Annotated in this window: 20 protein-coding genes; 10 read left to right on the top strand and 10 right to left on the bottom strand. The window is 70.9% G+C overall.

Annotated features, from left to right (window positions below; translation table 11 throughout):
- Nucleotides 1-16 precede the first annotated feature (16 nt).
- On the top strand, nt 17-550 hold the full coding sequence (pyrE, locus tag A3Q40_RS15755; protein WP_068103557.1) for an orotate phosphoribosyltransferase: 534 nt from the start codon (nt 17-19) through the stop codon (nt 548-550).
- Here pyrE and A3Q40_RS15750 read toward each other — a convergent pair.
- Both A3Q40_RS15750 and A3Q40_RS15745 read right to left on the bottom strand, forming a co-directional pair.
- Complete coding sequence (locus tag A3Q40_RS15750) at nt 547-1947, bottom strand: sensor histidine kinase (protein ID WP_068103552.1); 1401 nt, start codon at nt 1945-1947, stop codon at nt 547-549. The genes pyrE and A3Q40_RS15750 overlap by 4 nt on opposite strands.
- A complete protein-coding gene (locus A3Q40_RS15745) occupies nt 1944-2630 on the bottom strand; it encodes a response regulator transcription factor (RefSeq protein ID WP_068103551.1) in 687 nt (228 codons plus the stop codon). Before A3Q40_RS15745 ends, A3Q40_RS15750 begins: the two co-directional genes overlap by 4 nt.
- A 135-nt stretch (nt 2631-2765) precedes the next feature.
- On the opposite strand from A3Q40_RS15745, the gene A3Q40_RS20385 reads away from it, so the two are divergent.
- A complete protein-coding gene (locus A3Q40_RS20385) occupies nt 2766-3224 on the top strand; it encodes a hypothetical protein (protein ID WP_157889633.1) in 459 nt (152 codons plus the stop codon).
- Between the two features lie 616 nt (nt 3225-3840).
- On the opposite strand, the gene thiD is transcribed toward A3Q40_RS20385, so the two are convergent.
- From thiD to A3Q40_RS15725, 3 genes are read right to left on the bottom strand one after another with little or no spacing between them, the layout of a single operon-like run.
- On the bottom strand, nt 3841-4632 hold the full coding sequence (gene thiD, locus A3Q40_RS15735) for a bifunctional hydroxymethylpyrimidine kinase/phosphomethylpyrimidine kinase (RefSeq protein ID WP_068103547.1): 792 nt from the start codon (nt 4630-4632) through the stop codon (nt 3841-3843).
- A gap of 46 nt (nt 4633-4678) precedes the next feature.
- Nucleotides 4679-5266 carry a class F sortase gene (locus tag A3Q40_RS15730; RefSeq protein WP_068103546.1) on the bottom strand — a complete coding sequence of 196 codons (588 nt, stop codon included), beginning with the start codon at nt 5264-5266 and terminating at the stop codon, nt 4679-4681.
- Nucleotides 5267-6730 (bottom strand): hypothetical protein, encoded by a 1464-nt coding sequence (locus tag A3Q40_RS15725; protein WP_068103544.1) that lies wholly within the window; start codon nt 6728-6730, stop codon nt 5267-5269. It abuts the gene before it with no gap.
- Nucleotides 6731-6937: 207 nt separating this feature from the next.
- On the opposite strand from A3Q40_RS15725, the gene A3Q40_RS15720 reads away from it, so the two are divergent.
- The gene (locus tag A3Q40_RS15720; protein ID WP_068103542.1) at nt 6938-7486 is read left to right on the top strand and encodes a dihydrofolate reductase family protein; all 549 of its coding nucleotides are present in this window, start codon (nt 6938-6940) and stop codon (nt 7484-7486) included.
- A gap of 59 nt (nt 7487-7545) precedes the next feature.
- On the opposite strand, the gene A3Q40_RS15715 is transcribed toward A3Q40_RS15720, so the two are convergent.
- A complete protein-coding gene (locus A3Q40_RS15715; RefSeq protein WP_082833956.1) occupies nt 7546-8820 on the bottom strand; it encodes an MFS transporter in 1275 nt (424 codons plus the stop codon).
- Nucleotides 8821-8864: 44 nt separating this feature from the next.
- Between A3Q40_RS15715 and A3Q40_RS15710 the strand changes: the two genes are divergently transcribed.
- Nucleotides 8865-9545, top strand: a complete 681-nt coding sequence (locus A3Q40_RS15710; protein WP_068103538.1) for a lysoplasmalogenase family protein — start codon at nt 8865-8867, stop codon at nt 9543-9545.
- Here A3Q40_RS15710 and A3Q40_RS15705 read toward each other — a convergent pair.
- Entirely contained in the window at nt 9472-9954 is a 483-nt protein-coding gene (locus A3Q40_RS15705; protein ID WP_068103536.1) for a methylated-DNA--[protein]-cysteine S-methyltransferase, read from the bottom strand. The genes A3Q40_RS15710 and A3Q40_RS15705 overlap by 74 nt on opposite strands.
- 95 nt (nt 9955-10049) lie before the next feature.
- On the opposite strand from A3Q40_RS15705, the gene A3Q40_RS20380 reads away from it, so the two are divergent.
- From A3Q40_RS20380 to A3Q40_RS15690, 3 genes are read left to right on the top strand one after another with little or no spacing between them, the layout of a single operon-like run.
- On the top strand, nt 10050-10838 hold the full coding sequence (locus A3Q40_RS20380; RefSeq protein ID WP_068103534.1) for an SDR family oxidoreductase: 789 nt from the start codon (nt 10050-10052) through the stop codon (nt 10836-10838).
- 3 nt (nt 10839-10841) lie between these two features.
- The gene (locus A3Q40_RS20375) at nt 10842-11513 is read left to right on the top strand and encodes a TrmH family RNA methyltransferase (RefSeq protein WP_068103531.1); all 672 of its coding nucleotides are present in this window, start codon (nt 10842-10844) and stop codon (nt 11511-11513) included.
- Between the two features lie 36 nt (nt 11514-11549).
- Nucleotides 11550-12650 (top strand): glycoside hydrolase family 76 protein, encoded by a 1101-nt coding sequence (locus A3Q40_RS15690; RefSeq protein WP_068103530.1) that lies wholly within the window; start codon nt 11550-11552, stop codon nt 12648-12650.
- Between the two features lie 7 nt (nt 12651-12657).
- Here A3Q40_RS15690 and A3Q40_RS15685 read toward each other — a convergent pair whose 3' ends face one another.
- Both A3Q40_RS15685 and A3Q40_RS15680 read right to left on the bottom strand, forming a co-directional pair.
- A complete protein-coding gene (locus A3Q40_RS15685; RefSeq protein WP_068106405.1) occupies nt 12658-13329 on the bottom strand; it encodes a DedA family protein in 672 nt (223 codons plus the stop codon).
- An 8-nt stretch (nt 13330-13337) separates the two neighbouring features.
- Complete coding sequence (locus A3Q40_RS15680) at nt 13338-14129, bottom strand: DedA family protein (protein WP_157889632.1); 792 nt, start codon at nt 14127-14129, stop codon at nt 13338-13340.
- A gap of 290 nt (nt 14130-14419) precedes the next feature.
- Here A3Q40_RS15680 and fbaA point away from each other — a divergent pair, with 290 nt between their 5' ends.
- Entirely contained in the window at nt 14420-15457 is a 1038-nt protein-coding gene (gene fbaA / locus A3Q40_RS15675) for a class II fructose-bisphosphate aldolase (protein WP_068103528.1), read from the top strand.
- A gap of 57 nt (nt 15458-15514) precedes the next feature.
- Here the strand turns inward: fbaA and A3Q40_RS15670 are convergent, their stop codons facing one another.
- On the bottom strand, nt 15515-16114 hold the full coding sequence (locus A3Q40_RS15670) for an Rv0361 family membrane protein (protein ID WP_157889631.1): 600 nt from the start codon (nt 16112-16114) through the stop codon (nt 15515-15517).
- 2 nt (nt 16115-16116) lie between these two features.
- Here A3Q40_RS15670 and A3Q40_RS15665 point away from each other — a divergent pair, with 2 nt between their 5' ends.
- Together A3Q40_RS15665 and A3Q40_RS15660 are read left to right on the top strand one after the other, a co-directional pair.
- Nucleotides 16117-16533 carry a DUF3151 domain-containing protein gene (locus tag A3Q40_RS15665; protein WP_068103525.1) on the top strand — a complete coding sequence of 139 codons (417 nt, stop codon included), beginning with the start codon at nt 16117-16119 and terminating at the stop codon, nt 16531-16533.
- Between the two features lie 86 nt (nt 16534-16619).
- Nucleotides 16620-17744, top strand: a complete 1125-nt coding sequence (locus A3Q40_RS15660) for an FUSC family protein (RefSeq protein WP_068106403.1) — start codon at nt 16620-16622, stop codon at nt 17742-17744.
- Nucleotides 17745-17770: the final 26 nt, after the last annotated feature.

Raw genomic sequence — 17770 nt, 5'->3', positions numbered from 1 at the left:
AGTAGATTGACCGGTCGTGAGCAACGAACGCGCCGAACTGGCCCGACTGGTCCGTGAGCTCGCCGTGGTCCACGGCGAGGTGACCCTGTCCTCCGGCAAGAAGGCCGACTACTACGTCGACCTGCGCCGCGCGACGTTGCACCATCGCGCGGGGGCCCTCATCGGCGTGCTCATGCGAGAGTTGGTGTCCGACTGGGACTTCGCGTCGGTCGGCGGACTCACCATGGGTGCCGATCCGGTCGCGCTCGCCGTCATGCACGCCCCCGGGCGTCCGATCGACGCCTTCGTGGTCCGCAAGGCGGCCAAGGCACACGGCATGCAGCGGCAGATCGAGGGGCCGAACGTCGTCGGCACGCGGGTGCTGGTGGTCGAGGACACCACCACCACCGGCAACTCGCCGTTGACCGCCGTGCGTGCGCTGCGCGACGCCGGCGCCGAGGTGGTCGGCGTGGCCACCGTGGTGGACCGCGACACCGGTGCCGACGCCGTCATCGCAGCGGAAGGCCTCGAATACCGGTCGCTGCTCGGGCTCGGCGATCTGGGGCTCTAGGCGGGTCGTTCGCCGCCCGGTCGGTCGTCGCTCGGTCGGCCGTCGATCGGGAGGGTGACGACGAACGCCGACCCGTCGTAGCGCACATCGCCGCCGTGGGCGCGCGCGAAGCGGCGGGCAATGGTCAGCCCGAGCCCCGATCCCGCTGTCGACCGGGCACTCTCGAGGCGCACCAGGCGATCGAAGATGCGTTCGCGGTGCGCGTCGTCGAGCGGGGGCCCGTCGTCGTGCACGCGGATGCGAGCGTCGGGTCCGTCGCGGTCGACGGTGACGGTCACCGCCCCGCCGGGCGGCCCGTACCGGACGGCGTTGTCCGTGAGGTTGGCCAGGATTCGCGCGACGCGGGGGGCGTCGATCCTCGCCGTCGTGGGCTGCCCGGTGACGACCACCGTCGTTCCCGGTCGGCCGATCCGGACCCGCTCGGCGTCCGCACGTGCGATCTCCAGCACGTCGTGCGGACGACGGTCCAGGGTCACCTCGTCCGCCGACCGGGCGACCGTCAGCAGATCGTCGATCAACGCCGACGCCCGACGGGATTCGCGAATCATCGCTGTCAGCAGCCGTTCTCGTGTCTCCCGGTCCGCGTCGGACGCGCGGAGGAGCGTCTCCGCCGCAGCCGACATCCCTGCCACCGGCGTGCGGAGGTCGTGCGCCGCGTCGTCGACGAATCGTCGGGTGCGCTCCGCTTCGGCACGCTCACGGGCCTCCGCGCCCTCGAGCTCGTCGAGCATCTCGTCGAACGCCAGAGCGGTCTCGCCCAGTTCGGTGTCCGTCCTGGTGGGGGAGAGCCGCTCACCGCGGCGACCGCGTGTGATCGATCTGGCGAGAGAGGTCATGCCGCGCAACGGTTTCAACGACGCGCCCACGACGACGGTGAGGAGAGCGGCCGCGACCAACGCCGCGATGGTGACCAGAGGGATCAGGACCAGCAGGAGCTGCCGCTGCACCGCGGCGATACCCGACGCGTCCACCGCGACGGTGAGGACCGATCCGTCCGACAGCGTCGTCGTCGACACGCGCGTGGCAACCGTCCGCGGCACGTCGTCACCCGGTGGTGGTGGTCCGGGCGGGCCGCCGTTCGGTGGGCGCAGGGCGGGCGGTGGCGTCGTCGCTCGGAGCGTGAGGTCACCGACGACCCGGCCGTCGGTGGTGACCAGCTGGGCCGCGACGTTCTCGCCCTGGGTGGCCGAGACGATTTCCGCCGCGTCGGCTCCGTTGTCCAGCAGACGCTGCGCGGTCTGCGCGCGTCCGGCCAGACTGTCGCCCGCCGACGCCTCGAGCTGGTGACGCAGCAACAGCGTTGCGGCCACGGCGATTCCGACGAGCAGGGCCAGCACCACCGCCATCACGGACAGGACGAGGCGGCGGCGTAGCGACGGGGTGCGCAGGCCGGTCATGTCGGGCTCGCGGTGAGGACGTAGCCGATGCCGCGGCGCGTGTGCAGGATGCGATCGCCGTGCTCCTCGAGCTTCCGACGCAGGGCGCTGACGTGGACCTCGACCAGGTTCTCGTCGTACGCGTCGTAACCCCATACCTGCGTGAGGATCTGGGTCTTGCTGACCGTGCGCCCTCGCTGAGAGACCAGGTACGACAACAGCTTCCACTCCGTCGCCGTCAGATCCAGGGTGTGTCCCGCCCGCGTCGCGTCACCGGACTCGGTGTCCACCACCAGATCCCCGCACTCGATCGTCGTGGCCACCGCGTCGTAGCGGCGCAGAACCGAGGTCACGCGCGCAAGGAGTTCCGCCATCGCGAAGGGCTTGACCACGTAGTCGTCCGCGCCTGCCGTCAGACCCGCGACCCTGTCGTCCACCGTGTCCCGTGCGGTCAACAGGATCACCGCCACGTCTCGGCGCGAGCGCGCTGCGCGCAACAACTCGACACCGTTGCGGCCCGGCAACATCACGTCGAGCACCAGCAGATGCGGGGTGAATTCGGTGAGATGCCGCTCCAGGTCTGCACCGTCCGCCGCCGCGCGGACCCGTGCCCCCGTGCTCTCCAGGGCCGTCGCCACGGACAGGCGGAGGGCGTCGTTGTCCTCCACGACCAGGATGCGGGGAGCGGGGCGTGGTTCCGTCACCTCACCAGTGTGCGGGTGCGCTCCTGAAGGCTCGCTGAAGACGGCACCGAATTCAGGGCCACTTCAGGTTCGCCGCCGATCGTCGGTTCTCGACAGCGGCGCCCGACCGGGTGCCCGACCGAGAAGGAGTAGCTCGTGAAGTTGTCACTGCGTTCCCGCCGTGTCGTCGTGGGCGCCGCCCTCGCCGGCGGCCTCGCCCTCGGTGTGACCGGTACCGCGCTCGCCGACGGCCCCGGCCAGACGCCGCCCGCCCCCACCACGACCGAACAGGCCCCGAGCTCCGACCAGGCGCCGGGTACGGATCAGCCCGCGCCTCAGTCGGGCGAGCACCCCGCGCCGCCCGCGCCGCCCGGGCCGGGTCAGTGCGGGCCGGGTGGGCCGGGTGGGCCGGGTGGACCGGGCAAGGGTGCTCCGCCCGCGCCGCCGGAGGGTGCGCCGACACCGACTGAAGGTGCACCGACCCCGGCGGCAACGCCCGAGGGTGCACCGACCCCGCCGGCACCGCCCGAGGGTGCTCCCACCCCGCCCGCACCGTCCGAGGGTGCACCCACCCCGCCGGCGCCGTCCGAGGGTGCACCCACCCCGCCCGCCTGATCCGCGCTCCCTCCAGTCATCCGCGCCGGTTGCAACACGGGCGGATGACTGGACGGGCAGCGGATCGCGGCGCGCTGCCCACGAGGTGTCCGGACCCGGCGGCGTCGAGAGTGCCGACAATCCGCGCGACTTTCAGGCATCCGCCGGAGCTACAGCTCACGCGGATCGCTGGAACCCGCGCGGATCAGACTCCGCCGCGGTGTTCTCGGCTGGAACGCGCGCGGATCGGGTCGGGGTCGGGCTGCTGCGCCTACGCCCGATTGAAACCGGCGCGGATAGGGCCGGACGGCCGACTGCCACTGATCCGCGCGACTTCCAGCGATCCGCCGGGCCTACAGCTCACGCGGATCCCTGGAACCCGCGCGGATCAGACTCCGCCGCGGTGCTCACTGCTGGAACTCGCGCGGATCAGACTCCGCCGCGGTGCTCACTGCTGGAACGCGCGCGGATCGGGTCGGGGTCGGGCTGCAGCGCCTACGCCCGACTGAAACCGGCGCGGATAGGGCCGGACGGCCGACCGCCCTCGATCCGCGCGACTTCCAGCGATCCGCCCTCGCTACAACTCACGCGTATTGCTGAAACACGCGCGGATCGGGCTGCCGCCAGAACGGAACGACTACCCCTGCCACCCGACGGCGGTGAAGGGGGCTGCGGTGGTGACCCGGCCGACGATCCCGGCGTGGGCGAAGTCCTTGGCCACCCGCACGGCGTCGTACACCGACGACCCCTTGGCCAGCTCGGCCGTGATGGCGGCGGCGAAGATGCAGCCGGCGCCGGAGACCCGCTCCTCACCGACCTTGGGCGCGCGGAAGACGTGCACGTCGGTGCCGTCCCAGAGCACGTCCACGGCCTCGTCGCCGGGCAGACCGGCCCCACCCTTGACGACGACGTACTGCGGCCCGAGGTCCGCGATGCGCCGGGCTGCCTCGGCGAGGTCGTCGACGGTGGTGATGCTGTCCATGCCGGACAGGGTCTGCGCCTCGAAGAGGTTGGGGGTGACCACGGTGGCGCGGGGGAGGATGTCGGCACGCAGAGCGTTGTCGGTGTCGAGGGCGGCGCCGGGCTCCTGGCCCTTGCAGATCAGCACCGGGTCGACCACGACGTGCCGCCAGGACTGTGTGCCCAGCGAGTCCGCCACGACGGCAACGGTGTTCGGTGTGCCGAGCATGCCGATCTTCACGACGTCGAGTGCGTGCGCAGAGGTGGCGGCCTCGATCTGGTCGGCGATGACGCCGCCGTCGACGGGCACGAAGCGGTGGCCCCAGTCGGCCTTCGGGTCGAACGAGACGATGCAGGTGATGGTGCCGACGCCGTAGACCCCGAGCCGCTCGAAGGTCTTCAGGTCCGCCTGGAGTCCGGCGCCGCCGGTGGCTTCGGATCCGGCGATGACGTAGGCGAGTGTCGGCATGGGGAACTCCTGGTCGAGGCTGACGCGGACACTCCAGTATGCCCCCTCAGTCGACGACGGCCTGTGCCACCACCAGGTAGTTGTCGTCGGTGGGGCGCCCGTCCCGCACGTCGCAGTTGGCCAACACCAGCCGGCCGGGCACCTGGGCGCGAAGGGCGTTGTCGGACAACAGCGCTCCCTTGGCGACGGGTCCCACCGACTCGACTCGGTAGGTGTGGGTCCCCGCCGGGGTGGCCAGGAGAGCGAGGTCCCCGGCCTGCACTACCCGCAGCGCGCGGAACGGCGCCGCGCTCTGCGAATAGTTGTGTCCCGCAATCACGACGGTCTCCGCCGAGCCGGGCAGACCGCTCTCGCCCCACCACGCCGGCCGCTCGTCGACGGGGTTCAGGACCGCGTCGGCGTCGCGAACGACCGGGTCCGGGTGCAGCGACGTGCTCAGGTACGTGGCGCCGTCGGCCCCCCGCAGTTCCAGGTACGTCGGGGGAGCGGGCTCCGACGGTGGTGCCGCCGTCAGCTGCGACGCGACCGGCGACCGGTCCGGTGGGGCCACCGGACCGGTCGACTCGGAAGTGCCGCAACCGACCAGCGCGACGAACGCGAGTGCCGCGAGTGTCGCGCCGGCCGGTCGGATCATCTACTGCGCCGAGCGGCGACGACGCACCAGCAGCGTGCCGCCGGCGGCGGCGGCGCCGACCACCACGACACCGGCGACGACGGCCGGGACCACCGACGAGTCGGAGTCGGACGAGCCGGCCGCCGTCGTCGTCGACGAGCCATCGCCCAGCGCGAGGCTGACCGCCGGAAGCTGCCCTGCCACAGCAGGATTGCCGTCGGCGTCGGTGGTGAAGTAGTCGACCGCACGGAAGGTGCGGCCGGTGTCGGACTCGGTGAAGACGCCGATCAGCTGGGTGCCGGTGGCGTCGACGGAGACGGTGTTCTCGTCGACGACGGTGACCGGCACGTCCTCGGTGGTCTCCTCGCCGATCTCGACGTCGGTCTCCTCCTTCTCGCCGTTCTCGACGGCCTCCTCCTGCTCGGCTTTGGCGTCGTCGGCCTCCTTCTGCGCCTCGTCGGCGGCGGCCTTGGCGTCGGCGGCGTCCTTCTCGGCGGCGGCCTTCTCCTCCGCACTCGCGGTGGCCTCGAGGGCCTTCGCGCGCTCCTCGGCGACGGTGGCGGCGACCTGCGCGGACGCGGCCTTCACCGCGGCGGAGACGACTGCCGCGACCTTGGCGCGTGCCGACTGCAGTGCTTCGGTGATCTTGGCGGCGTCGAGGGTGGCGAGGGCGTCGCCCACGGCTGCGGCGGCGTCCTGCACCTCCTTCACGGCCTCGTCGGCCTTCGTGCGGGCCTCCTCGGCTGCAGCGGCCTTGGCGTCGGCGTCGGCGCGGGCGGCCTCGGCGGCGGTGGGGTCACCGGTGCCGGCCTCGACGTCGGACTCCTTCTCGTCCGCGTCCTTCGCGGCGGCCTCGGCGTCGGCGGCGGCCTTGTCGGCCTCCTCCTGCGCGGCGGCGGCCTTCTCGTCGGCCGCCTTCTTGTCTTCTTCGGCCTGTGCGGCAAGGCCTTCGGCGACGATCGCTTCCTGCTCCGCGATCGACTTCGCCTCCTCGGTCTCCGCCTTCTCGACCTCGGCCTTGGCGTCCTCTGCCTTGGCCTCGGCGGCCGGATCGGCGGCGTCACGCAGGGCGGCGACGGCCTCCTCGAACGCGGCGCGCGCCTTGGCCAGCGCCTCGGCGGCGGCCTTGGTGGCCTTGCCCGCGTTGTCGAGGGCGGCCTTCTGCTCGTCGGTGAGCTGCGGGCGGATGTCGATGGTGATGGTGGTGTTGCCGTCCTCGTCGACGACGACGGCGCCCGTGACCGGCGGGGTCGGAGCGGCCTCGGTGGTGGTCGGCGTGGTGGTCTGCGCCGGCGTCTCGGCGGCGGGCGCGGGGGTCTCGCTCGAGGTGCTCTCCGGCGCGGAAGTAGCGGACGACGTAGTGGTCGTGGAGTCCGGAGTCTCCTGCGCCGCAGCGACACTGGGCGCAGCGAGGGCGATGGACACGGCGAGTGCGCCGGCAGCGGCGAGACGGCGACGCCGTGAGCGGAGTGTCGACTGCGACATGAAGTGGGTCCTCGGTTCTACGGGCACGGTGTGTGCGTGGTCCCCCGACCACGAGGAAACGTACCTGCCGGTCGGGGTAAACCTTTACCCGAGGATTACATCGTCATCGAATGGTTACCAAAGGGAACGGTGAGGCCATTGTGACTGTTGTGACGCCGAGAACCCCGATCGGACCCAGTAGCTGCGAAGATCGGACAGACTGTTCCGGTGCGCACTGTCGTGATCACCCAGAACATCACGGTCGACGGTGTCGTCGAGGCCACGGACGACTGGTTCGGCAGAGCCGGCTCCGATCCGGAGACCGACGCGGCTCTGGCCGCCCAGCGTGACGCGTCCGACGGGTTCCTGGTGGGTCGCATCACCTTCGAGGGCATGCGCGACTACTGGGGCCCGAAGGCCGACGACACGACGGGCGTCACCGCGCATCTGAATGCGGTGCAGAAGTTCGTCGTCAGCTCGACGCTCACGGACCCGGGCTGGGGCAACTCCACCGTGCTGGGACCAACCTGGCGCGAGGACCTGCGGGAGATCAAGAACGGTCCCGGATCGGACATCGTCTGCACCGGCAGCATCTCGCTGTGCCGTGCTCTCTTGGCGACGGAATTGGTCGACGAGGTGCGCTTGTTCGTGCAGCCCTACGCCCGCGGATCGGGTGCCCGGCTGTTCGACGGCACCCCGCCGCAGCGGCTCGAGCCGCTCGAACTCCGGCAGTTCCCCAGCGGCGCGGCTCTTCACCGCTACCGCCTCGTCGCGTGAACCGTGGAACCTCGGCACCGGAATTCGATGCCGAGGTTCCACGATCGCGCGCAACACCCTCAGTCGCCCACCGTCACCGCACGCGCCTCGTCGATGCTGTGCGGGGCGGGCTCGTGCTCGTCCACGTGCGCGAGGACGCGGCGGCCGGTGGAGAGGACCGCGATGGCGGCGACGGTGCAGGCCGCGCCGATCCAGAACGGCAGGGACGCATGGTTTTCCCCGAGCTTGCCGGCCAGGTACGGGGCAGCGGCGCCGCCGACGAAGCGGACGAAGCTGTAGGCCGCGGAGGCAGTGGACCGCTCGACGGGCGCCGACACCATGACCGTCTCGGTGATGAGGGTGTTGTTGACGCCGAGGAAGAGCCCGGCTAGGACCACGCACACGATCAGGACGGGCTTCGACTCCGTGAACGCTGCCATGACGGCGAGGTCGGCGGCGAAGAGGGCGAGGGCGACCATCATCATCGGCAAAGTGCCGAAGCGGCGCTGCAGACGCGGGGCGAGGAACACCGACGCCACCGCGAGGGCGAGACCCCACCCGAAGAAGATGAACCCGACCGCGTAGGTGCCGAGGTCCAACGGGAACGGCGTGTAGGCGAGCAGGGTGAAGAAGCCGTAGTTGTAGAGCAGCGCGGTGATGCCGACGGTGAGCAGACCGCGGTGCCGCAGGGCGCGGAACGGATCGGCCAGCGAGGTGCGGTGGGCGGGTGCGGGCGTATCGGGCAGCATGACGACGAGCAGGATCACCGCGACGGCCATGAGAACCGCGACGCCGAAGAACGGTCCGCGCCAGGAGATGCTGCCGAGCAGTCCGCCGACCAGCGGACCGGTGGCGATGCCGATGCCGAGGGCGGCCTCGTAGAGGATGATGGCGCGGGCGACTCCGCCGCTCGCGGCGCCGACGATGGCGGCGAGGGCGGTCGCGATGAACAGGGCGTTGCCCAGGCCCCAGCCGGCGCGGTAGCCGACGATCTGCCCGATGGTGGACGACGATCCCGCGAGGGCGGCGAACACGATGATGATCGCGAGCCCCGCGATGAGCGTCCGCTTGGGCCCGAAGCGCGAGGACACGACGCCCGTGATGAGCATGGCGATGCCCGTGACCAGCATGTACGAGGTGAAGAGCAGTGACACCTGGCTGGGCGTGGCGTCGAGCTGTTCGCCGATGGGCTTGAGAATCGGATCCACGAGCCCGATGCCCATGAAGGCGATGACGCTCGCGAAGGCGACGGCCCAGACCGCCCGCGGCTGCTGCAGCAGGCTGCCCTGTTGCTCCTGGTTCACCGATCCGTGCACGACGGCTTCCTCTCCTCGATCGACGGGACGAGACGGCATAACGTTACCGATGCTAATGATATTCCTCCGCGTACGGTGACGCCATGTCGGATCGGGACCGCACCGCCCTCGCGTACGTCGCCGCGACCGCCGCGACCGTGGTCGGCGCCGTCACGCACCGACCTGGACTGCAGTACGTCGCCAAGCCGGCGATGATGCCGATCCTCGCCTTCCGGACACGGGCGACCGGCGATCCGACTCTCGCGCTCGGGCTCGCCGCGGCCACGCTGGGCGACGTCGCGATGATCGAGCCCGACGACGACCGTCGGGTCCGTCTCGGCGCCGCCTGTTTCGCCGTGATGCAGTCCGCGTGGTCGAGAAGGTTGTGGCGCACCGGTTCTCGGGTTCGGCCGGTCGTCGCGGCGACCCGTGCGGCCGGGTGGGCCGGCGGTGTCGCGATCGCCCGACGACGGGTTCCCGGAATGCTGCCCGTCACCGCCACGTACGGCGGGCTGGTGGCGACGACGGCCACGCTGGGGGCCGACGGCTCCCGCGACGCGGCCGTGGGCTCGACCCTGTTCCTGATCTCCGACGCCCTGGTGCTCGCCCGCCGGGCCGGCTCGCCCCGGTACGCCGACGCCCTGGAAGCCGCGGTGCTCGTCACCTACGCGGCGGCGCAATGGCGGCTGGTGCGGGGCCTGTCGGAGCCCCTCAGAACAACCGGTCGCCGCTCTCGAGGTCGAGGAGGAACCGCTTCCGCTCGAGACCCCCGGCGAAGCCGGTGAGGGAGCCCGACGCCCCGATCACCCGGTGGCACGGCACCACGATCGACAGCGGATTGCGACCGTTGGCCGCGGCGACGGCGCGGACCGACCCCGGCCGACCGACGGCCGTCGCCACCTCGGTGTAGGTCCACGTCGTCCCGTAGGGGATGGTGCGCAGCGCGCCCCAGACGTCGACCTGGAAGTCGGTTCCCGACGGCGCGAGGTGGAGATCGAAGGCGTGGCGCGTGCCGGCGAAGTACTCCGCGAGCTGGTCGCGGAGGTCGTCGAACCCGGCGTCGTCACGCTCGCCCAGCCGGGCGGGCGCCGGGGCGGGAGCATGCGCGGGGAAGTAGAGCCCGGTGATCGCGGCGCCGTCACGGACGGCGGTGAGCGGACCGATCGGAGACTCGACGATGGTGTGGACCGGCACTCGTCCCCTCCCGGTGATGACCGGTGCTACTCGGCAGTAGGTTTCTCGGGCGGAGCTCTGTCGCCCGTGCCGCGCACCCTCTATTGTTCGGAACCATGTCCCAACCTACTGTCTTCATCACCGGCGCCGCTGCCGGAATCGGCCGTGCCACCGCGCTGACGTACGCCGCCGGAGGCTTCCACGTCGGGGCGTACGACATCGACGAGACGGGCCTCGCCTCGCTGGCCAAGGAGATCGCCGCGAAGGGCTCGACCTCCACCACGGGGTCGCTGGACGTGACCGATCCGGAGCAGTTCGCGGCGCGGCTGCAGGAGTTCGACGAGGCGTCGGGCGGCCGGCTGGACGTTCTGATCAACAACGCGGGCATCCTGCGCGCGGGTGAGTTCGCCGATCAGGACCTGAAGATCCATCGGCAGCAGGTGGAGATCAACGTCATGGGCGTGATCCACGGTCTGCACGAGGCGTTTCCGTACCTGAAGAAGACGCGCGGCGCGCAGGTGGTCAACCTCTGCTCGGCGTCGGCCATCTACGGCCAGCCGGAGCTCGCCACCTACGGCGCCACCAAGTTCGCCGTGCGCGGTCTCACCGAGGCCCTCGACCTCGAGTGGCACAAGCACGACATTGCGGTTAAGGCCATGTGGCCGCTGTTCGTGCAGACGGCGATGACCGAGGGCGTGAGCACGGGCACCACGGGTTCGCTGGGTGTGAAGCTCACCGCGCAGGACGTGGCCGACGCCATCTACAAGTCGACGCAGCCGGCCAAGCGGATCTACCACAAGGTGCACTTCCCGGTGGGTCTGCCGTCGAAGGCCCTGTCCATGGGGTCTCGCTTCTCGCCCGTCTGGCTCACCCGCGAGGTCAACCGCCGCCTGTCGCACACCTGATCGGTGCCGGACACCCCTCCCGACGCTCCCGGCGCCACCGAGTGGGGCGAGCACCCGCGCGGCGCGCCGCCCTGGGACGAGGCGCGCGACGGCCCTCGTCCCACCGATCCGCGGTTCGACCCCGAGTTGCTCGACGACGGTGATCGTCGCAACGTCGTCGACGCCTACCGCTACTGGCGTCGCGACGCCATCGTGGCCGACCTGGATGCGCGCAGGCACCCGTTCGAGGTGGCCATCGAGAACTTCGAGAACGACGCCAACATCGGCACGGTGGTGCGCACGGCCAACGCGTTCGGCGCCGCGGCCGTCCACATCGTCGGACGACGACGGTGGAACCGACGCGGCGCGATGGTCACCGACCGCTACCAGCACCTCCGTCACCACGACGACGTGGCCGGCGTCGTCGCGTACGCCGCGGAGCACGACCTCGAGGTGGTGGCCGTGGACAACGTGCCGGGGGCCGTTCCGCTGGAGACGACGGAGCTGCCGCGGCGGTGCCTGTTGCTCTTCGGACAGGAGGGCCCCGGGGTCACCGACGCCGCCCGCGCGGGTGCGCGTCTGACGGTGTCCATCGCGCAGTTCGGCTCGACCCGCAGCATCAACGCGGGTGTCGCCGCGGGAATCGCGATGCACGCCTGGGTCGGGCAGCACGCCGACCTCGGCCGCGCCTGGTAGCCGACCGACTCCGGCCGGGCTGGCAAGATCGACGGCATGCACGACAGCTGGTCCCTCCGCGCGGACGCCGCCGAGGAGGCCGTGATGTCCCGCCACGTCCGTCGGCTGTGGGGACTGCCGGGCACCGCGCTGGGGGTGGTGGCCTGGCCGCCCGTCCGCCGGGAACGCGTCTTCGCCCGGTGGCACTACTGGTGGCAGGCGCACCTGATCGACAACCTGGTCGACGCCGAGGAGCGCGCGCCCACCGCGCGGCGCCGCCGTCGTCTCACCCGGGTCGCGCGGGCGCACCGCGTTCGCAACCTCACCGGCTGGACCAACTCCTACTTCGACGACATGGCGTGGCTCGGTCTCGCGCTCGAACGTGCGCAGCGGCTCCACCTGGTGGACAACCGCCGCGCCATCGCCGACCTCGAGACCGAACTGTTCGAGGCCTGGGACCCCGCCCACGGCGGCGGCATCCGCTGGGCGAAGAAGAGCGACTTCTACAACGTGCCCGCCAACGGCCCGGCGGCGATCTTCCTCGCCCGCACCGGGAAACCGTGGCGCGCGCAGGCGATGGCCGACTGGATCGACGCCACCCTCGTCGACCCCGACACCCACCTGATTCTCGACGGCATCCACGCCGACGGGCGCCTCGAGACACCTGTCTACAGCTACTGCCAGGGCGTCGTCCTCGGTGCCGAGACGGAACTGGCCGTGCGCGTCGGCGACGATCGCCACCGCGAGCGCGTGCACCGGCTGGTCGACGCGGTCGCCGACCATCTCACCGAACGCGGCGTCATCACCGGCGGTGGCGGCGGAGACGGGGGGCTGTTCAACGGCATCCTCGCCCGCTACCTGTCCCTCGTGGCGACGTCGCTGCCGGGCGACACCGACGACGACGAGCGGGCCCGCGCCACCGCCCGCGACATCGTGCTCGCCTCCGCGGACGCCGCGTGGCAGAACTGCCTCTCCATCGAGGGACTACCGCTCTTCGGGCACGATTGGACGTCGGTGGCGACGCTGCCGTCCTACGGCGCACCGATCGCGCGGTTCGCCGGCGGCACCGTGCTGTCGTCAGGTGTCCCCGAACGCGACCTGTCCGTGCAACTCGGCGGATGGATGGTGCTCGAGGCCGCGGCCCGCGTGGACCCCTGAGAACCCCTCACGCGTCGATGTCGTGGACCTCGGTCGTCACCGCCGGCCGTCGCATCTCCTTGCGGTACTGGTAAATGCCGAACGCTGTCCCCAGCACGATCGACACGATCATCAGGGTGAGCACCGTCGGGAACAGCCACGGCACCCGGTCCAGCCAGGACCCGAAGTAGAACCCGAGCAGCAGCAGGACGGGCGCCCAGATCAGCGCGCCGAGCGTGCTGGCGATCGTGTAGCGGCGGTGGTTCATGTTGCCGGCGCCGGCCACCATCGGGCACAGCGTGCGGACCCACGGAATCCACCGGGCCACCAGGACAGCCCAGAATCCGTGCCTCTCGAGCAGGCGGTTGACCTTCTCGAGGTTCTCGACGTTGATGTACTTGCCGTTCTTGCGCGCGACCAGGCGATGTCCGGTGCGTTTGCCGATCACGTAGCCCACCTGGTTGCCCACGATGGCGGCGAGGAAGGCGCCCAGCGACAGCGCCCACACGTGCGAGACCCCCGAGGCGTGCCCGGCCAGCCCGATTCCGGCGGTGATGAGCAGCGAGTCGCCCGGCAGGAACAGTCCGAGGATCACGGCGCATTCGAGGAAGACGAAGGACACCACGATCAACCAGACCAGGGCCGGCCCGGCCGACTCGAGGAATCCGAGCCCGCCCGAGGCGAGAACGTCGTGCGTCATCGAGTCGGTCAGCTCGCGCCGTCGGGACGGGCCGGCGACTGCGACTGCGGCCGTGTCGTCTCGGTGGACGACCACTTGGACGGCTCGACCTTGCCGTCGAGCTGCCCGTCGAACGCGTCGACGGCTTCACCGAGCGGGGTCCGGCGCGACGAGATCATGCGCTTGCCCACCTCCCACGCGATGGGCAGCACCGAGACGGCCACGATGAGCAGGAAGATGATGTCGACGTTGTCGCGGATGAACGCGATCTGCCCCAGCAGGTAACCCAGCAGCGTGACGCCCGCACCCCACACGATGCCGCCGACGATGTTGTAGGTGATGAAGACCCGGTAGCGCATGGCGGACGCGCCGGCGACCACCGGAGCGAAGGTGCGCACGATCGGGACGAAGCGGGCCAGGAAGATGGTGATCGGGCCATGCTTTTCGAAGAACGCGTGCGACTCGTCGATGTACTTCTTCTTGAGGAATCGGGCGTCGTCGTGGAACAGGCCGGTGCCCGCCTTCTTGCCGATGAAGTAGCCGGCCTGGTCGCCGAGGATCGCGGCGATGGGGATGGTCACCATCAGCACCCACAGCGGTGCGAACGGCGCCACCTCCGTGGACTTCGACGCCGCGATCAGACCGGCCGTGAACAGCAGCGAATCGCCCGGGAGCAGGGGAAACAGCAGTCCCGACTCGATGAAGACCACCAGCAGCAGGCCTACCAACACCCAGGTGCCGAACGAGTTCAGCAGGTTGACCGGGTCGAGGAACCCCGGCAGCAGGGCGAGGTCGGTCGTGGAGGCGGCCAGGGTATGCACGGCGACAACCCTACCGGCGTGTGCGGCCGACAGCGCCCCGCGCGTGGACTCACAGCGGACTCTCAGCGCTGCGCGCGCGGACTCTCAGCGCTGCGCGCGCGGACTCTCAGCGCTGCGCGCGCGGACTCTCAGCGCTGCGCGCCCGGACTCTCGGCGCGGCTCCCGGCACCCTCGCGTGCTCTACCGGCGGGTAGGTCGGGCGCAGGGCGAACCCGCGTCGTCCGGTCTTGCCATACTGCTACCGAGGCACCCGACCCGAGGTGCCCCCGCTCACCGTGGAGGTTTCTTCCGTGCCGATCGCCACTCCCGAGGTCTACGCCGAGATGCTCGGCCGCGCCAAGGAACATTCGTTCGCCTTCCCCGCCATCAACTGCGTGGGATCCGAGTCGATCAACGCCGCCATCAAGGGCTTCGCCGACGCCGGCAGCGACGGCATCATCCAGTTCTCCACCGGTGGCGCGGAGTTCGGGTCGGGACTCGGGGTGAAGGACATGGTGACGGGCGCGGTGGCGCTGGCCGAGTTCGCGCACGTCGTCGCGGCGAAGTACGACGTCACCATCGCGCTGCACACCGACCACTGCCCCAAGGACAAGCTGGACACCTACGTGCGTCCGCTCATCGCGATCTCGCAGGAGCGTGTCGACGCCGGCAAGAACCCGCTGTTCCAGTCGCACATGTGGGACGGCTCGGCGGTCCCGATCGACGAGAACCTCGAGATTGCCAAGGACCTGCTGGCCAAGGCCGCGGCCGCGCGCATCATCCTCGAGATCGAGATCGGCGTGGTCGGCGGCGAGGAGGACGGCGTCGAGGCGGAGATCAACGACAAGCTCTACACCTCCAACGAGGACTTCCTCAAGACGGTCGAGGCCCTCGGTGCGGGTGACGCCGGGTCGCGCTACCTGCTGGCCGCCACCTTCGGCAACGTCCACGGTGTGTACAAGCCGGGCAACGTCAAGCTGAAGCCGTCCGTGCTGGCCGACGGCCAGAAGGTCGCCACCGACAAGCTCGGTCTGCCCGCCGGCTCCAAGCCGTTCGACTTCGTCTTCCACGGCGGATCGGGCTCGGCCAAGAGCGAGATCGAGGAGGCCCTCGAGTACGGCGTGGTGAAGATGAACGTCGACACCGACACCCAGTACGCGTTCTCGCGCCCCATCGCCGGGCACTTCTTCACCAACTACGACGGCGTCCTCAAGGTCGACGGCGAAGTGGGCAACAAGAAGACCTATGATCCGCGCAGCTACCTCAAGAAGGCCGAGGCCGGCATGTCGGCGCGTGTCGTCGAGGCGTGCAACGACCTGAAGTCGGCCGGGCGCAGCGTCTCCGCGTAGTGCGCTTCGCGCCCGTGCGCCTTTTGCGCATCCCTGGATGTGCAAAAGGCGCACGGGTCAGGCGCAGACCTTCCAGGTCTCGTCCTCGAGTGCCAGGTCGAAGGTCCGCGGGGAGGGAGCGGTCTCGTTCCCCCCGCGGGCCGTCACCTGCGCGATCGCGGTGGTGACGTCGGGCGCTTCGGCCGGCGTGATCTGGATGGTGTCGACGCTCAGGATCTCGGGGATCGAGCCCGACGCCACCGCGGCGTCGTGCGTGGCGGCGAAGTCCTCGTCGGAGATGCCGCCGTAGAACGACGCCAGCGGGCCGCAGGTGCCTGCCCGCAGGCCGGCGAGGTCGCCGTCGCGCAGCGCCGTCGTGAAGTCGTCGATCGCCACGCGGATGCGGTCCTCGTCGGACGCTCCGGTCGCGGTGGTCCCGCCGCGCAGCAGCGCGAACGCGGCGACGCCGCCGACGACGAGCGCGGCGATCACCAGCGCTGCAACCCATCGGCCGATCGGCCGTCGCGTTCGCGGCTCGCGTGCGGTTTCGCGCGGCGGGATGTACTGCGGCCGGGCCGGTGGCGGGGTGCTGGGCGACACGCCCCGCAGCTTAACTTTCACGGTGCCGACGGCCGTGCACGCGCGCTCGTCGCCGACGGGTGTCGTGGAAGACTGCACCCATGACGTCCTTCGGAGACCTGCTCGGACCGCAGCCCACCTTGCTCCCCGGCGACGACGAGGCCGAGTCGCTGTTGCTGAACCACACCGCCCCCGAGGAGGTGGCGGCCGCCCACCCGACGGCGTCGATCGCCTGGGCGTATCTCGCCGAGGCCGCGCTCGCGGACGAGCGCACGATCACCGCCTACGCCTACGCCCGCACCGGGTACCACCGCGGACTGGACCAGTTGCGTCGCAACGGGTGGAAGGGCTTCGGTCCGGTCCCCTACAGCCACGAGCCCAACCGCGGGTTCCTCCGCTGCGTCGCGGTCCTCGCCCGCGCCGCGCAGGCCATCGGGGAAACCGACGAGTACGCGCGCTGCCTCGACCTGCTCGAGGACTGCGATCCGCGCGCCGCGGACGAGCTCGGCGTTGGCTAGGTCGCGCCGGCGCACATGAGACGGTCATTGCCGTGAGTCCACTCGGCCTGCGCCGGGGCGAGCGGTCGCCGTTCGAGGCGGCGCGGCTGCGTCGTCGTGGCCGGTCGCGGTTCGAGGCGTCCGTCGACCGGCTGAAACTCTCCGGCCTGCCGGTGGTCCAGTGCGCGCTGGCGGCGGGCATCGCGTGGTTCGTGGCGACGGAGATCGTCGGGCACGTCACGCCGTTCTTCGCGCCGATCGCGGCCGTGGTGTCCCTGGGGGTCTCCCTCGGCGCCCGGATGCGGCGGTCCTTCGAGCTGGTCGCCGGCGTGACCGTGGGCATCGGGGTGGGCGACGCGCTGATCGCGCTCATCGGGACGGGCCCGCTGCAGATCGCGCTGGTGGTCGCCCTGGCGATGGGCACCGCGGTGTTCCTGGACAGCGGCGCGATCATCGCGATGCAGGCCGGGTCGTCGGCGGTGCTGGTGGCGACGCTCATCCCGCCCGGGGACGCCGGTGGGTACAACCGCATGGTCGACGCGCTGGTGGGCGGTCTGGTGGGTCTGGCCGTCGTGGCGGTCGTGCCGACCCATCCGGTCCGGCGCGCTCGCGGCGACGCGGCGACGGTGATCGAGACCGCCGGACGGGTGCTCGGACTGGTCGCCGAGGGGCTCTCGGCGCAGGATCCGAAGTCCATCGAGAAGGCGCTGAAGGCGGCGCGGGCGACGCAGCCGGCGATCGACATGCTGCGCACCGACCTCAAGGGCGGCCGAGAGATCAGCCGGATCTCGCCGCTGTACTGGAACTCGCGTCAGCGGCTCGCGCGGCTGGCCGCGACGGCGGACCCGTTGGACAACGCGGTGCGCAACATCCGCGTTCTGGCCCGGCGGTCGTTGTCCCTGGTGCGCGACGACGAGATCCTGGACCCGCGGCTGGTGAAGCTGGTCGAGCAGCTGGCCGAATCGACCGAGGTGCTGCGGAAGATGATGCTGGCCGATCCAGGCGAGCAACCGGATCAGGCCGAGGCCGCGCGGGTGTTGCGGCACGTCGCGGTGGGCGCGAAGGCCGAGCTGATGCGCGACGCCGGTCTGTCGGCGACGGTGGTCCTGGCGCAGATCCGGTCGATCGTGGTCGATCTGCTGCAGGTCGCCGGGCTCTCGCGCATCTCGGCGATGGCGACGCTGCCGCCCACGGTGCCGAACCCGGCGGTACCCCCGGAGCGGCACGACTAGGCTTCGTCGACTACACACATGCAGAA

The organism is Rhodococcus sp. PBTS 1, assembly GCF_001620025.1.
GTDB lineage: Bacteria > Actinomycetota > Actinomycetes > Mycobacteriales > Mycobacteriaceae > Rhodococcoides > Rhodococcoides kroppenstedtii.
This window is presented reverse-complemented; position numbering and strand designations above follow the sequence as displayed.